This window comes from Burkholderia sp. BCC1644 (assembly GCF_902833225.1).
Classification (GTDB): Bacteria; Pseudomonadota; Gammaproteobacteria; order Burkholderiales; family Burkholderiaceae; genus Burkholderia.
In genome coordinates, this window is sequence record NZ_CADFEI010000022.1 from 59,278 (window position 1) to 73,983 (window position 14,706).

The 14,706-nt window shown below is 68.1% G+C and carries 12 protein-coding genes; 4 read left to right on the forward strand and 8 right to left on the reverse strand.

All coding sequences use genetic code 11. From position 1 onward, the window contains the following. Positions 1-25: 25 nt before the first annotated feature. On the reverse strand, positions 26-1,255 hold the full coding sequence (locus HWX87_RS32295) for an FAD-dependent oxidoreductase (RefSeq protein WP_176051003.1): 1,230 nt from the start codon (positions 1,253-1,255) through the stop codon (positions 26-28). 231 nt (positions 1,256-1,486) lie between these two features. On the opposite strand from HWX87_RS32295, the gene HWX87_RS32300 reads away from it, so the two are divergent. Beyond that, positions 1,487-2,899 carry a PLP-dependent aminotransferase family protein gene (locus HWX87_RS32300; protein WP_176051004.1) on the forward strand — a complete coding sequence of 471 codons (1,413 nt, stop codon included), beginning with the start codon at positions 1,487-1,489 and terminating at the stop codon, positions 2,897-2,899. A gap of 221 nt (positions 2,900-3,120) precedes the next feature. Here HWX87_RS32300 and HWX87_RS32305 read toward each other — a convergent pair whose 3' ends face one another. Further along, a complete protein-coding gene (locus HWX87_RS32305) occupies positions 3,121-5,295 on the reverse strand; it encodes a DUF4132 domain-containing protein (RefSeq protein ID WP_176051005.1) in 2,175 nt (724 codons plus the stop codon). Beyond that, on the reverse strand, positions 5,288-5,428 hold the full coding sequence (locus tag HWX87_RS32310; RefSeq protein WP_176051006.1) for a hypothetical protein: 141 nt from the start codon (positions 5,426-5,428) through the stop codon (positions 5,288-5,290). The genes HWX87_RS32305 and HWX87_RS32310 overlap by 8 nt, the downstream gene beginning before the upstream one ends. A gap of 448 nt (positions 5,429-5,876) precedes the next feature. On the opposite strand from HWX87_RS32310, the gene HWX87_RS32315 reads away from it, so the two are divergent. Beyond that, entirely contained in the window at positions 5,877-7,301 is a 1,425-nt protein-coding gene (locus HWX87_RS32315; RefSeq protein ID WP_176051007.1) for a PLP-dependent aminotransferase family protein, read from the forward strand. 170 nt (positions 7,302-7,471) lie between these two features. Here the strand turns inward: HWX87_RS32315 and moaD are convergent, their stop codons facing one another. From moaD to fdhD, 5 genes are all read right to left on the reverse strand, one after another. Further along, on the reverse strand, positions 7,472-7,729 hold the full coding sequence (gene moaD / locus HWX87_RS32320) for a molybdopterin converting factor subunit 1 (RefSeq protein ID WP_176051008.1): 258 nt from the start codon (positions 7,727-7,729) through the stop codon (positions 7,472-7,474). A 52-nt stretch (positions 7,730-7,781) separates the two neighbouring features. Continuing rightward, positions 7,782-8,354, reverse strand: coding sequence for a molybdenum cofactor biosynthesis protein MoaE (locus tag HWX87_RS32325; protein ID WP_176051009.1), 573 nt, complete (start codon positions 8,352-8,354; stop codon positions 7,782-7,784). 47 nt (positions 8,355-8,401) lie between these two features. Beyond that, on the reverse strand, positions 8,402-9,526 hold the full coding sequence (moaA, locus tag HWX87_RS32330) for a GTP 3',8-cyclase MoaA (protein ID WP_176051010.1): 1,125 nt from the start codon (positions 9,524-9,526) through the stop codon (positions 8,402-8,404). A 199-nt stretch (positions 9,527-9,725) separates the two neighbouring features. After that, on the reverse strand, positions 9,726-10,940 hold the full coding sequence (glp, locus tag HWX87_RS32335; RefSeq protein WP_176051011.1) for a gephyrin-like molybdotransferase Glp: 1,215 nt from the start codon (positions 10,938-10,940) through the stop codon (positions 9,726-9,728). Next, entirely contained in the window at positions 10,937-11,809 is an 873-nt protein-coding gene (fdhD, locus tag HWX87_RS32340; protein ID WP_176051012.1) for a formate dehydrogenase accessory sulfurtransferase FdhD, read from the reverse strand. The genes glp and fdhD overlap by 4 nt, the downstream gene beginning before the upstream one ends. A gap of 405 nt (positions 11,810-12,214) precedes the next feature. Between fdhD and HWX87_RS32345 the strand changes: the two genes are divergently transcribed. Together HWX87_RS32345 and cydB are read left to right on the forward strand one after the other, a co-directional pair. Further along, on the forward strand, positions 12,215-13,615 hold the full coding sequence (locus HWX87_RS32345; RefSeq protein WP_124456324.1) for a cytochrome ubiquinol oxidase subunit I: 1,401 nt from the start codon (positions 12,215-12,217) through the stop codon (positions 13,613-13,615). Positions 13,616-13,618: 3 nt separating this feature from the next. After that, positions 13,619-14,626 carry a cytochrome d ubiquinol oxidase subunit II gene (gene cydB / locus HWX87_RS32350; protein ID WP_176051013.1) on the forward strand — a complete coding sequence of 336 codons (1,008 nt, stop codon included), beginning with the start codon at positions 13,619-13,621 and terminating at the stop codon, positions 14,624-14,626. The last annotated feature ends 80 nt before the right edge of the window (positions 14,627-14,706 follow it).

Below are 14,706 nucleotides of genomic sequence, written 5' to 3' on the forward strand. Positions count from 1 at the left end.
GCGTTGGTGGAAGTCGCGGCGCGCGTCAGAATCGCGCGGCCCGGTATGGCGTGAGGTCCAGCGGCGGCGCGCGCTGGGCGACGAGGTCGGCGACGATCTGCCCGGTGATGCCGGCGAGCGTCACGCCGAGATGCTGATGACCGAATGCATGGATCACGCGTGCGCTGCCACGCGCGAGGCCGATGACAGGCACGCCGTCGGGCAGCGTCGGCCGGAAGCCGAGCCAGCTGCGCGTCGGCGTGCCGAGCGACGGCACGGCTTCGCGTGCGGAACGCGTGAGCAGCGCGACGAGCGACGGGTTCATCGGCGCGTCGAAGCCGCCGAGTTCGACGGTGCCGGCCGCGCGCAGCCCTTCGTCGAGCGGCGTCATGTAGAAGCCGCGTTCGGCCCAGCCGACCGGCCGCGTGACGATCTGCTCGTGCGTGCCGAACTGCACGTGATAGCCGCGCTCGGTATCGAGCGGCACCGCGTCGCCGCACGCGGCCGCGAAGTCGCGCGAGCGGGCGCCCGCGGCGATGACGACGTGATCGAACGCGCGCATCGTGCCGCCCGCCTGCACGTTCACGCTGCCGCCGGCGGGCGCGATCCGCTCGACGCGCACGCGTTCGAGCGTCGCGCCGCCGCCGGCGAGTTGCGCGAACAGTTCGCCGAGAAAGCCGTGCGGATCGGAAAAATGCCAGCTGCCGACGAACAGCACGCCGCGCGTGAAGATCGGCGCGAGCGCGGGTTCGAGCGCGCGGATCGCGCTCGCGTCGAGCGTCTCGAACGGCACGCCGAGCCGGCGCCGCAGCGCGAGCGACGGCTGTGCGGCATCGAACGACGCCTGCCGCGCGTACAGGTACAGGCATTCGCGCGGCCGCACGAACGCCGCGAGCCGCGGCGAAGCGAGCAGCGGCGCATAGCCGTCGTCGGCGCGCGACAGCAGCGCGGCCAGCGCGCTCGCGCTGCGTGCGTGGCGCGCGGGCGTCGATGCGAGCAGGAACCGCGCGAGCCACGGCGCGCCATGCAGCAGGTAGGGCCAGCGGATGCGCAGCGGGCTGTCGGCGGAGAACAGGAAGTGCGGCATGTTGCGGAACACGGACGGACCGTTTACCGGCACGCAGCCGTACGGCGCGAACGTCGCGGCATTGCCGAACGACGCGCCTTCGCCGACGCCGGCCGGATCGAACAGCGTCACGCGATGCCCGTCGCGCTGCAGCCATGCCGCCGCGCCGAGCCCGATGAAGCCTGCACCCACGATGGCGACATTCGCCATGACGCTTCCCCTCCGGTCCACACGATTCACACAAAGTTGCGATTAAGAATCACACAGTAATTTTTTGTGTGCAATCAAAAAGCGATTGTGTGGCGCTAGTGTTTACCCGATTTCAATCCATTGATTCAACAGACTTTTCCGCAAGCGTTTGACGGGGCGGGGATGTCATATACAATCGCTGGGCAGGTCAAAACGGCAGACAAACGCTTTTTGTGTGGTCACAGGCGACAAATGGCATCAGACAAACTTTCAGGCGAGCGCGACAGCAGCCTGCCGGCGCAGGCGAAGCGGCCGACTTATGTCGAGGTATCGAGCTCGATCGAGGAGGAAATCCGCAACGGCACGTATCCGCCGGGCAGCCGCCTGCCGCCGCAGCGCCAGCTCGCGACCGAGCTCGGCATCAACGTGTCGACCGTGTCGCGTGCGTACAAGGAACTGCAGCTGCGCGGTCTCGTGATCGGCAGCAAGCGGCGCGGCTCGCTCGTGACCGGCGGGGCGATGCCGAGCATCGAGCCGGCCCGCGCGTCGCTCGCGGCCGGCAACGGCGTGATCGACCTGACCGTCAACCGGCCAGCCACCGGCGAATTTCTCGCGAGCCTCGCGCAGACGTTCGGCACGCTGCCGAACGATCCGCGTTTCGCCGCGTTGCAGGAATACCAGCCGCCGCAAGGCCCCGACTGGGCGCGCGCGGCCGGTGCGCAGTGGCTCGCCGCGCCGGGCTTCACGCCGTCGCGCGACCAGGTGGTCGTCACGAGCGGCGCGCAGCACGGGCTGTATGCGGTGCTGAACAGCCTGATCGGCACCGACGGCGTGATCGTCGCCGATCGCCTCACGTACTACGGCCTCAAGGCGCTCGCGCCGGTATTCCAGTTCGAGATCGTCAGCGCGCCGGCCGACGACGACGGCCTGCTGCCCGACGAGATCGAACGGATCTGCCAGCGCATGCCGGTCAAGGCGATCTTCGTCGTGCCGAACCTGCAGAACCCGACCGTGACGACGATGAGCCTCGCGCGCCGGATGGCGCTCGTCGACATCGCCCGCCGCCATCACGTGACGATCATCGAGGACGACGTATACGGGCCGCTCGTGCGCGACCGGCTGCCGGCGATCGCGGGGCTGTGTCCCGAGTTGACGTTCCATATCGGCGCGACGTCCAAGATCCTCGCGCCGGGGCTGCGCCTCGGCTACCTGAGCTGCCCGCGCGACAGCGTCGCACTGTGCGCGGAAGCCGTGCGCACGACCGCATGGATGCCTGCGCCGACGTCGATGCTGATCGCGACGGTATGGATCGAGGACGGCACCGCCGAGCGGATCATGGCCGCGCAACTCGCGGAGATCCGCGCACGCGTCGATCTCGCGCGGGAGCTGCTGCCGGCCGGGCAACTGAAGTCGGACCCGGCGTGCATGTTCGTGTGGCTGCGGCTGCCGCCGCCATGGCGCGCCGACGATTTCGCCGCGAACGCGAAGGCGCGCGGCGTGATCGTGATGCCGTCGTCGACGTTCGCGGTCGATCGCGCGGAAATCGAGCACGGCGTGCGCATCAATCTCGCGTGCCCGGCCACGCGCGACGAGCTCGTCAACGGGCTGCGGATCCTGTCCGGCACGCTGAAGGACCGGCCGCGCGCGCTGTTCGGCTCGATCTGACGGCGGCTAGGGCCTGTTCACGCTCATAACGGGCCGGCCCCACGAATGAATTTTTCCACACCGGGGAACGCGCGTTTCCGCCCACATCGCGGCGCCTTGCGTCGCTTGTCTGGCACGGCGCGAACGGCGTGCCTTGCTCCTTGCACGCGCCCCGCAGGAAGGCCCCTTGGGGGACGCGCCGAAAGGCATGTTCGCCAGCCCGATATCAGCGTGAACACGCGCTAGTCGAGCAGATCCGCGACGACGTCGACGATCCGCTGCAGCAGCGCTTCGTCGTAGGGCAGCCACGGCACCGCGCGCAGCGGCGACGGCGGCGGCTCGATCGTGGCATCGACAGGCTCGCCGTCGCGCGTCACGCGGCCGGTCGCGCAATGCACCGACCACGCGCCGACGCGCACGTGGCGTTCGTCGATCGTGATCTTCCCTTGCGCAACCGGTTCGGCGAACACGAGCGACAGCACGTGCTTGCGATGCCGCGCCATCACGCCGAGCGGCAGATCTGACAACCGGTTCAGGCGCTGACAGCGTTCGGATTCGAGGTCGCGAAGGCGGGCCGGGTCCGTTGCAAGCGAAGCGGTCGCCGCGCGTGTCGCGTCGTCGTCGAGCGCGAACGCGGCCACGCTGACGAGCAGGTCGACCGCGCGCGCCACTTCGGAGAACACGACAGCGTCGATCTTGCCGATCGGCAGCGGCACCCAGCGCCGGTCGTGCCGGCGTTCGAAGTGCAGCCGGCGCGATGTGCCGTGGCCCTCCGTACCGGGAAAGAGCCGCGCATCGACGAGGAAGGTTGCGCGTACGTCGCCGAATTCGCGGGCGAGCCCGTCGTCGTACGCGCGGATCGACCAGCCTTCGCGGCGCGCGACGCCGAGCAGCGGCCGGCTCGACAGCACGTGACCTTCGAACATCGCGGATTCGCTGGCCGACGCGTCGCCGTCGGCCGGCATGTAGTACTCGCGGAACGCCTGCCTGACGGGTTGCCGGAGCGTGCGGCCGACGATCGCGCGCTGCCACGCGAGCCGCTCGTCCGCGTCGGCCAGCAGCGGATGCCAGAGCCGGATCTCGCAGTCGTCGGCAAGGTCGCATGCGCGCCCGGTCGCGTCGCGCAGCACGATCTTGCCTTTCGCGATGTCGGGGATGAACGATTGTGTCGATCCATCACGGCCGCGCGCTTGCCAGATCATCCGCGCGGAGAACGCGGCGCCGGCCGGCGCATCGACGAGCCGCTCGCGCCATTCGGCATGACCGAGCGACATCGGCTGCCAGAAGCCGGCTTCCATGCACGTGGCGAGCATCGCGAGCTGCTTCTTGTCCGGTTTCGCGTCGAGCGTCATGCGCAGTGCGGTGTGCGGCCGCTCGCCGAGTGCGCGCTCGGCCGGCTTCAGGTTGCGCGCGAGCTTTTTCTGCACACCGGCGTGACGCACCGCGGCCAGCGCGTCGCGCAGCGCGCGCACGCTCTCGGGCGTCGGGATCGTCTCGACCGCGTGGCCGAGTGCGATCGCGAGCGACTGCGACGGCGCCGTCTTCGCGGTTGTCGGCGCAACGCATACGCCGGTCAGCAGCGGCCCGATCAGCGGGCGCAGCCAGGCTTCGTCGCGATAGGCGGCCACGCGCGCGGCGCGCGCGACGACCTGCGCGTCGTCGGTCGTGAAGGCACGATCGGCTTCGTACGGCACGGCGCCGGCGTGAAGCGCGGCGACCTGTTGCGCGGCCTCGGTCAGCGCGTCGCGCGCGAATCCGACATAGGCGGCGTCTGCCGCGAGCGTGACGGCCGGGTCGTTGAGGTCGAGCCACAGCCGCTTCGGCGCGAAATAGCCGTCGTTCGTCGAGGCCAGTGCGAGCAGCGCGGCCGCGCCGAGTTCGGGCAGCACGTCGAGTTCGCGTACGCGAAACGGCGACTCCGCCAGCGCCTGCGCATACGCATCGCGCCGTGCGGAGAAGTCGCGGCGGCCGGCGAACCAGTCGAGCGCGTACGCGCCATAGGCGGATTTCGCGCGGATCTCGCCGTCTTCCGGCTCGCCCGCGATGCGCGCGAGCTCGGCCTGCAGCGCGGGCGACGGCGGCGCGTCGAGGCAGGGCAGGTCTTCCAGCGCGCGTTTCCACCCGCCTGGCGGAATGTCGCGGAACAGTTCGAGTGCGGCATCGGCATCGACGAGCGGCACGAGGCCGAGCGCATCGATCTGCCCGCGCAGCCAGCGCGCGAATTCGGCGCGCGGATCGTCGTATGCGTGCTCGCGCAGCATGATCCCGTGCTCGGCGCGACGCAGCGCCGGCCATACCGTACCGAGCGTATGTGCATCGAGCGTCGACAGGTCGATCGGCGCGCCGGTGAAGCGCGGATGGTCGGCCGTGCCGGTCAGTCGCGCGACGAGCAGCGCGGCGAGGGCGCGATCAGTCATGGGCGCTTTCCTTGCCGGAGGCGCGCGATGCGCGGTCGGTCGTTACGTTCTGACACCATTTCGTCATCTGTACTGGTCGGGCGGCGCGGATCGCGCCGCCGAGGCCGGCTGCGGGTTCGATCGTGTGCGGCATGGGTCTGACTCCGGCAATGAAAACCGTGCGGTCGCACAGTATTGCACCCTCATCGAGACAGTCGGACGAATGCCCGCGCGGCGGGCTTTCCGGGCCGATACGGCCGTGCTGCGCAGGTTTCCGGCCGCCCGGCCATTTCATAAGACGTACAGTTCTCCCGCAATGCGCGATTCGCGTCGAACTGTACTCTTGTTCGCGTGGTCGATGTGTGTACTCGCCGCCAACTGTTCTGCTCTTAAGATTCCATCATCAAGTGCACAGTGCCGCAGATCCAGTCGTACCGGAACCCTGTCGGCGCATCTTCAAGAGAGAGAGCCAGTGCGATGGAAAAGGCAAAACCGGAGGGAAAGATCAGGAATCACGACGGCCCGGCCGGCGGGCGAAACACGTGTGTGTCGGACGCACGCGGCATGGCGGCGCGGCTGCGCATGCCGGCGGGAGACGCACGATGAAACTCTATGAAAAACTCGCGGACGACATCGAGCGCCTGATCCGCCAGGGCGTGTACCGGCACGGCGACCGGATTCCTTCGGTGCGGCAGGCGAGCCAGCAGCACCGGATCAGCATCACGACCGTGCTGCATGCCTACCTGCTGCTGGAAAGCCGCGGGCTGCTCGAAAGCCGGCCGCAGTCGGGCTATTTCGTGAACCTGCGGCGTGACGACGGTCACGCGCCGGTGCGCGAGCTGCGGCCGTCGAAGCCGATCGCGATCTCGTCGTCGGTCGACGTGAGCCGGCTCGTGCTGTCGACGCTGCGCTCGATCGGCACGGACGATGCGGTGCCGCTCGGCTCGCCGTATCCGGACCCAAGCTTGTTTCCGTTCGAGAAGCTGAACCGCTATGCGTACGCAGCCGGCCGCGACAAGTCGTTGTGGGGCGTGACGGACGGCTTGCCGCCCGGTCATCCGCGCCTGATTCGCCAGATTGCGCGCCGCTACCTGGAAAACGGGATGTCGGTGGACCCGAACGAGATCATCGTGACGGTCGGCGCGACGGAGGCGATCAACCTGTGCCTGCAGGCCGTTGCGAAGCCGGGCGACACGATCGCGGTGGAGTCGCCGACGTTCTATGCGATGCTGCACGCGATCGAGCGGATGGGGATGAAGGCGATCGAGGTTGCGACGCATCCGGAATACGGAATCGACATCGCGGCGCTGGCCGCGATCGCGAAGTCGCAGCCGATCGCCGCGTGCATGGTGATGCCGAACTTCCAGAACCCGCTCGGTTTCCAGATGCCCGACGAGCGCAAGCGCGAGCTGGTCGAGTTCGCAACGAAGACGGGCATGCCGCTGATCGAGAACGGCGTGTACAACGAACTGTATTTCGGCGATACGCATCCGAGTTCGCTGAAGTCCTACGACCGGACCGGGATCGTGCTGCATTGCTCGTCGTTCTCGAAGAGCCTGACGGCTGCGTACCGGATCGGCTGGGCGCTGCCGGGCCGTTATCGCGATCAGGTCGAGAAGCTGAAGTTTCTGAATACGCTCGCGACGCCGTCGCTGCCGCAGCTGGCGATCGCGGAGTTTCTGGAACGCGATGGCTACGAGCATCACCTGCGGCGCTTGCGCAAGGCGTATGCACAGCAGGCGAACCTGATGCGGGCGATGGTGTCGCGGTTCTTCCCGGAGGGCACGCGCATTTCGAGCCCGGCGGGCGGGTACGTGCTGTGGGTCGAGTTGCCCGCGCAGGTCGATGCGATGCGGTTGTACCAGCTCGCGCTGGAACAGGGCATCACGATCGGCCCCGGCTACATGTTCTCGATCACCGACAACTACCGGAATTTCATCCGGCTGAACTACAGCAGCCCGTGGTCGCCGGAGATCGAACAGGCGGTGATCACGGTCGGGAAGCTCGCCGCGGCGTGCATGCGGTGAACGCAGACGTGCGGCGTTGTGAATTTCGATGGCAAAGCCGGCCTTGTGCCGGCTTTTTTTGAGCGGTCAGCGGCCGCGCAACGAGCGCCGTCATTCGTGCGACGGCTCGTCCGAGCGGTGCAGCCCCCGATCGTCGACGGCTTTCGTGGGCGGGTGGCGAGCGCGTTGCGTCACCCACCCGTCACCGGTGGAAAAAACGCGACCTCGCTATCCTCGCGCACGACGAATTCCCCGGTCACCATCTCGAGGTTCACGGCTGCCCGCACGGGGCGGTCCATCCGCAGTGCGTCCGCGCTGCGCGCGTCGCGCGCGGCCAGTGTGCCGCGCAGCGCATCGACGGTGAGTTCGCGTGCATCGATCTCGACGGTTTCCTCGTCGCGTTCGAGTTGTTCGCGAATGCTCGCGAAGTATTTGATCGTCAGTTTCATGGCGATGTCTTGAATGGAGTCGGCGGAATCGGAAAGCGCGCAGCGGATGCGGTCAGCCCCAGCGCCGCATGGCCTGGTCGTCGTGCGTCTTCGCCTCGACCCAGCCCGATTCGCCGTCGTGCCGGATTTCCTTCTTCCAGAACGGCGCGTGCGTCTTCAGGAAGTCCATCAGGAATTCGCATGCATCGAACGCGGACGCGCGATGCGCGGCGGCCACCACGACCAGCACGACGGCCTGGCCGAGCGGAATGCGGCCGACGCGGTGCACGATCTTGACCGCTTCGAGCCGCCAGCGCGCGCTGGCTTCCTCGACGATGCTCCACAATGCCTGTTCGGTCATCGTCGGGTAGTGCTCGACTTCCAGCGCGACGACGTCGTCGACGTCGCCCTCCTTGCGCACGACACCGAGGAAATTCACGACGGCACCGACATTCGGATTGCGAACGATCGGCGCGAGCTCGGCGCCTGCATCGATCGGCGCGTACTGCACGCGCACTTCGAAGCCGGCGGCGATCGCGGGCGGCGGTTCGGTGTGCGGGTCGGCCGCGTCGGCGGGAAGCGGGTGACCGCCGGCACGCAACGGATCGTCCGGCAGCCCGGCGCGGGATTCGGTGAAGGTTGTCATGACACGTTCTCCTGTAGGCGGTGCGTCCTGTGTCGCGCGGCGGCCGGTCAGCCGCCGACGAGCGACATGCGCACGGTCGGATAGGTCTTGCCCGGCGCGCGGGCCGGCCGTGCGGCCCGGCGCTCGGAATAGCGGTCGTCGCGCCGTATCCAGCGATCGCGGACGGCGGCCGCGAGATCGTCGGTCGACGCTGTTTCGTCGAGCCACGGCCGCAGGTCGGTGCCTTGGGTCGCGAACAGGCACGTATAGAGCTGCCCGTCGGCCGACACGCGGGCGCGCGAGCAGGTGCCGCAGAACGGATGCGACACGCTCGCGATGAAGCCGACTTCGCCCGCGCCGTCGATGTGCGCGCAACGGATCGCGGTCGCGTCGTGCCCCGGTTCGCCGACGAGCACGAGCGGATAGTGTTCGTCGATCAGTTCGCGCATTCGCGCGGCCGGCACGACCTTGTCGCCGGACCAGAAGCTCGCACCGCCGACGTCCATGTATTCGATGAAGCGCACCGCCACACCGGTATGCCGGAAGTGGCGCACGAGCGGCAGGATCTGGTCGTCGTTCGCGCCGCGCTCGATCACCGCGTTGACCTTGACCGGTGCGAGCCCGGCCGTGTGTGCGGCTTCGATGCCGGCGAGCACGCGCGACACGGGCACGTCGGTGTCGCTCATCCGGCGGAATACGGCATCGTCGAGTGCGTCGAGGCTCACGGTCACGCGCGACAACCCGGCGTCGCGCAGCGAGCGCGCCTTCGCGGCGAGCAGCGAGCCGTTGGTCGTCAGCGCGATTTCGACGGGTTTGCCGTCGACGGTCGTCAGTGCGGAGAGGCGCTCGATCAGCGCCTCGAGGTTGCGGCGCAGCAGCGGCTCGCCGCCCGTGATGCGGATCTTCTCGACGCCGAGCGACGTGAACGCGCGTGCGATCTTTTCGAGTTGCGCGAACGACAGCCGCTCGGACGACGGCATGAATGCATAGTCGGAACCGAAACTTTCGCGCGGCATGCAGTAGCCGCAGCGGAAGTTGCACTGGTCGATCACGGACAGGCGCAGGTCGCGCAGCGGGCGCCCGAGCGTGTCGGACGTGCGGGGAAAGGCGCCGGGCGATGCGCCGCCGGATGAAGCGGCGGCGGCCGGCGCGGCTGAAGCGATGGCGTTCACGATCGGTTCGTCGGCCTGCATGAAGTAAGCGGAGGGGCGTCGCCGGTCGGCCGTGCGGGTGCCGACGTGTCGGCGCACAGGTCGTGACGAGCCTCATCGTGAGCATAGTCCGCCGGGTTTTGCCGGCAGAGGCACAATCGCGCCCGAATTGCAGGAATACAGTTCACCGCGCGGCGGGCGCGGCGCATGCCCTGCATCGGGCGCGTGATCGGCGTCGCGCTCATGCGAGCCAGTGCGCGAATTCGTAATACGGTACCGCGTCGCCGCGCGCGATGGCTCGCCCGGCAGGCAGCCGAGCAAGCCCGCTCGCCTGTACGAGCGACTGCAGCGTGCCGGCGCCTTGCTGGCGCAGCGTATCGAGCACCGGTACGCCATCGGCGCCGACCGTGCAGCGCACCCGCACGAAGCGTTCGCGCTGCGCATCCGGCTCGAAGCCGGTGTCGATCGGCAGCGACGGCACGACCGGCAGGCACGCATCGCGCCCCTGCAGGCGGCGGATCAACGGCGCGACGAACAGCGCGAACGCCGTCATCGCGGCGCCCGGGTTGCCGGGCAGCAGTACGACGGGCCGCGTGTCGAGCCGCGCGAGCGCAACCGGCTTGCCGGGCTTCATCCGCACGCCGGTGACGATGAACGACGCATCGAGCGCGGTCAGCGCGGGGCGCAGCAGATCCTTGTCGCCGACCGATGCGCCGCCGACGCAGATCACCAGGTCGCAACCCGCGTGCAGGTCGCGCAGCGCACGATCGACGGCTGCCGCCGTGTCGGCCGCGTGCAGGCTCATCGCCACGCTGGCACCGGTTCCCGACACCAGCGCGGCGAGCATCGGCGCATTGCTGTTGTAGATCTGCTGTGGCGCACGCGGCTGGCCGCACGCGACGAGCTCGTCGCCGGTCGTCAGGATGCCGACGCGCAGCGCCGGACGCACATCGATGCGCGCGAAACCTTGCGCGGCGGCCACGCCGACGTGCATCGCGCCGATCCGCACACCGGCCGGCACGAGCAGGTCGCCGGCGCGTACCTCCTCGCCGCGGCGGCGGATGTGCGAGCCGCTGCGCTGCGGCGCGTCGAACGTGACCCAGCCGTCCTGTTCGCGCGCATGCTCCTGCATCACGACGGTGTCCGCGCCGGGCGGAATCACGCTGCCGGTAAAGATGCGTGCCGCCGTACGCGCGGCCAGCGGCGCCGGCGTGTCGCCCGCATAGCAGCGTTGCGCGACGCGCAGCGGCTCGCCATGCGAGAGATCCGCGTGACGCACGGCATAACCGTCCATCGCGCTCTGGTCGGCCGGCGGCTGGTCGAGCACGGCGGTCAGCGGCGCGGCCAGCACGTGGCCGGCTGCTTCGGCGACCGGCAGGGAGGCGGCGGCCGCAAGGGGGGCAAACGCGCCGGCGAATTGCTGCTGCGCGGTATCGAAATCGAACAGGTGTTTCATGACGAGCGGGCCGGGTGCGCGGGCGCAAGCGCCGGATGGTCGGGGTGAACGGCGTCGGGCGACACGTATTCGACGAAGCCGTCGTTGCGGCAGAAGCCGAGCAGCCGCACGCCGGCTTCGCGGGCAACGTCGATCGCGAGCGATGTCGGTGCCGAGATCGTCGCGATCATCGGGATGCCGACCCGCGCGGCCTTGCGCACCAGTTCGTAGCTCGCGCGGCTCGACAGGAACACGAAACCCGCGTGCAGGTCGGCGCGGCGCCGCGCGAGATGCCCGATCAGCTTGTCGAGCGCGTTGTGACGGCCGACGTCCTCGAACACGTCGCGCACGGTGCCGTCGCGGTCGCACCACGCGGCGGCATGGATGCCGCCCGTCTCGCGCATCAGCGTCTGGTGGGCCGGCAGCGCGTGTGCGGCGCGTGCAATCGCGTCGGCGCCGATGCCGGCCGCGGCGCCGGCGGCCGCGATGCGCGGCGGGTGCAGGTCGAGCTGCGCGATGCTTTCGATCCCGCAGACGCCGCAACCCGTGCGGCCGGCCAGCGCGCGCCGATGGGCCTTCAGCGCCATGAACGCCTGCTGCGACACGGTGAGCCGCACTTCGGCGCTGCCGGGCCGGCATTCGCTTTCGATGTCGAATACGTCCGACGCACGCTCGACGATGCCTTCGCTCAGCGCGAAGCCGAGGCCGAACGCGTCGAGGTCGATCGGCGTCGCCATCATGACCGTGTGCGAGATGCCGTTGAACACGAGTGCAACCGGCGTTTCCTCGACGACGCGATCGACGGTGTCGTGCGCTTCGCCGGCACGATGACGCGTCACGTGACACGCGGTGCTGCCGGTCGGATCGTCGAGTCGGGTGAGGGACTCCATGCGGTGTTTCTCCAGGCGGATCGTTCGGCGCGTACGCCGGACGACGGGAATCGATGCTGCCGGGCGGGCGCCGGGGGCGGCGCTGCCGCCTCGGGCAGGCGTTGCATAACATGTTAAGTGGAGTGAACAGCGCGCCGCAGGCACAGCGCCGCAACGCGGAAAGCAGTACAGCTGACCATCCCGCGGGCACGAAATGTGTTTTCCGTACACACATCTTCGGCGACGGAAGCAGCACAGTTTCAGCGCACGTTCGAGTGATTGCGAGTATCGTTGCAAACGCGATATCGTCATTCACGCTTCGATGCCATGCGAGTGACCGTTTGTGTTCGCATGTGTTGTCGCCAAGCCGTCGCGCGATTTCCTGCTTCGGGCGTACGTCCTCACAATCACGAGCAAATTACGGTCATGGAAATCTTCGATGCGTTCCATCTCGCCCGGTTGCAATTCGCATTCACGGTGTCGTTCCACATCGTGTTTCCCGCGATCAGCATCGGCATGGCGAGCTTCCTGGCGGTGCTGGAGTGGCGTTATCTCGTCACCGGCGACGCCGCCTACAAATCCATGTTCCAGTTCTGGTCGAAGATCTTCGCGATCGGCTTCGGGATGGGGGTCGTCTCCGGCGTCGTGATGGCGTACGAGTTCGGCACCAACTGGGCCGGCTTCTCGCGCGTCGCGGGCAACATCACGGGGCCGCTGCTTACGTATGAGGTACTGACCGCGTTCTTCCTCGAGGCCGGCTTCCTCGGCGTGATGCTGTTCGGCTGGCAGCGCGTCAGCCCGCGTGCGCACTTCTTCGCGACGCTGATGGTCGCGGTCGGCACGCTGATCTCGACGTTCTGGATCCTCGCGTCGAACAGCTTCATGCAGACCCCGCAGGGCTACAAGATCGAGAACGGCCTCGTCGTGCCGGTCGACTGGTTCAAGATCGTCTTCAATCCGTCGTTCCCGTACCGTCTCGTGCACATGACGATCGCGGCGTTCATCGTCGCGGGCTTCATCGTTGCCGCGTGCGGCGCATGGCACCTGCTGAAGGGGCGCCGCGACGAGCCGGTGAAACGCAGCTTCTCGATGGCGCTGTGGATGCTGCTCGTGCTCGCGCCGATCCAGATCGTCGTCGGCGATGCGCACGGGCTGAACACGCGCGAATACCAGCCGGCGAAGATCGCGGCGATCGAGGGGCTGTGGGAAACCGAGAAGGGCGGCACCGCGCTGAATCTCTTCGGGCTGCCCGACATGCAGGCCGAAACCACGCGCTATGCGATCCAGGTGCCGCACCTCGGCAGCCTGATCCTCACGCACAGCTGGGACGGCGAGATTCGCGGGCTGAAGGAATTCCCGCCGCAGGATCGCCCGTACTCGCCGATCATCTTCTGGACGTTCCGGATCATGGCCGGTCTCGGGATGCTGATGCTGCTCACCGCGCTGCTCGGGCTGCTGCTGAGAAAGGGCGGGCGCCTCTATGAAACGCGCTGGTTCCAGTGGTTCGTGGTCTGCATGGGGCCTTCCGGCATCGTCGCGCTGCTGGCCGGCTGGATCACGACCGAGGTCGGGCGGCAGCCGTGGACCGTCTACGGCGTGCTGCGCACCATCGATTCGGTTGCGCCGCTGAGCGCGCAACAGGTCGGCGTGTCGCTGCTGATCTTCGTGGTCGTCTATTTCCTGGTATTCGGGACGGGTATCTACTACATGATGAAACTGATGAGGCGTGGGCCGGCTGCCCAGGCCGGGTACATCGAGCTGCACCGGCATCCGGGGCTGCGCAAGAGCGCGCTGTCCACGCCGCTGAACGTCACCGAAGCGGAGTAAGCCATGCAAATCGATCTTCCTGTCGTATGGGCCGCGATCATCGGCCTCGGCGTCTTCATCTACGTGATGCTGGACGGCTTCGATCTCGGTATCGGCCTGCTGTTTCCGTTCTTCGATGCGAAGGCCGAGCGCCAGGTGATGCTCGACACCGTCGCGCCGGTATGGGACGGCAACGAGACGTTCCTCGTGCTCGGCGGCGCGGGCCTCTATGGCGCGTTCCCGGTCGTGTATTCGACGCTGCTGCCCGCGAACTACCTGCCGCTGGTGCTGATGCTGGTCGGCCTGATCTTCCGCGGTGCGGCGTTCGAGTTGCGCGCGAAGGCCACCCGCACGCAACACATGTGGGATCTCGCGTTCATCGGCGGTTCCGCGCTTGCGGCGTTCTGCCAGGGGATCGTGCTCGGTTCGCTGCTGCAGGGCATCAAGATCGAGAACAACCAGTTCGCGGGCGGGCCGTTCGACTGGCTGTCGCCATTCAGCCTGCTCTGCGGGATCGGCGTGCTCGTCACGTATGCGACGCTCGGCTGCGGCTGGCTGATCCTGAAGGTCGACGGCGAACTGCAGCGCAAGATGCGGCTGCTGATGAAGCCGCTCGCGGGCGTGTTGCTCGCCGTGATGGGCGTGGTGAGCCTGTGGACCGTGATCGGGCTGCCGGCCGTCGCGCACCGCTGGTTCGGCAGCGGCAACCTCGGCTGGTTCCTGCCGGTGCCGGTCCTCGTCGTCGCATGCGTGTGGGGCATTTTCCACACGGTGAAGCGCGCACATGAGGCCACGCCGTTCCTGCTGACGCTCGCGCTCGTGTTCCTCGGCTACACGGGGCTCGTGATCAGCATCTGGCCGAACATCGTGCCGCCTTCGCTGACGATCTGGGAAGCGTCGTCGAGCCATTCGAGCCAGTTGTTCGCGCTCGTCGGCACCGTGATCGTGTTGCCGATCATCCTCGTGTACAACGCGATGCAGTACCGCGTATTCCGCGGCAAGGTGCGCGAGGGCGACGTCGGCTATCACTGAGCGGCATGCGATGTGACGGGGCGCGGCGTGCGCGGGCGTATCATCACGCGCAGCGCGCCTCCGGCACCGCACCCGACCGA

Excerpts from the sequence above, each read along its gene's own strand:
- glp (WP_176051011.1), bottom strand. The coding sequence starts at position 10,940 with ATGAAACACCTGTTCGATTTCGATACCGCGCAGCAGCAATTCGCCGGC.
- moaD (WP_176051008.1), bottom strand. The coding sequence starts at position 7,729 with ATGAAACTGACGATCAAATACTTCGCGAGCATTCGCGAACAACTCGAA.
- HWX87_RS32295 (WP_176051003.1), bottom strand. The coding sequence starts at position 1,255 with ATGGCGAATGTCGCCATCGTGGGTGCAGGCTTCATCGGGCTCGGCGCG.
- cydB (WP_176051013.1), top strand. The coding sequence starts at position 13,619 with ATGCAAATCGATCTTCCTGTCGTATGGGCCGCGATCATCGGCCTCGGC.
- HWX87_RS32300 (WP_176051004.1), top strand. The coding sequence starts at position 1,487 with ATGGCATCAGACAAACTTTCAGGCGAGCGCGACAGCAGCCTGCCGGCG.
- moaA (WP_176051010.1), bottom strand. The coding sequence starts at position 9,526 with ATGCAGGCCGACGAACCGATCGTGAACGCCATCGCTTCAGCCGCGCCG.
- fdhD (WP_176051012.1), bottom strand. The coding sequence starts at position 11,809 with ATGGAGTCCCTCACCCGACTCGACGATCCGACCGGCAGCACCGCGTGT.
- HWX87_RS32325 (WP_176051009.1), bottom strand. The coding sequence starts at position 8,354 with ATGACAACCTTCACCGAATCCCGCGCCGGGCTGCCGGACGATCCGTTG.
- HWX87_RS32310 (WP_176051006.1), bottom strand. The coding sequence starts at position 5,428 with ATGCCGCACACGATCGAACCCGCAGCCGGCCTCGGCGGCGCGATCCGC.
- HWX87_RS32315 (WP_176051007.1), top strand. The coding sequence starts at position 5,877 with ATGAAACTCTATGAAAAACTCGCGGACGACATCGAGCGCCTGATCCGC.
- HWX87_RS32345 (WP_124456324.1), top strand. The coding sequence starts at position 12,215 with ATGGAAATCTTCGATGCGTTCCATCTCGCCCGGTTGCAATTCGCATTC.
- HWX87_RS32305 (WP_176051005.1), bottom strand. The coding sequence starts at position 5,295 with ATGACTGATCGCGCCCTCGCCGCGCTGCTCGTCGCGCGACTGACCGGC.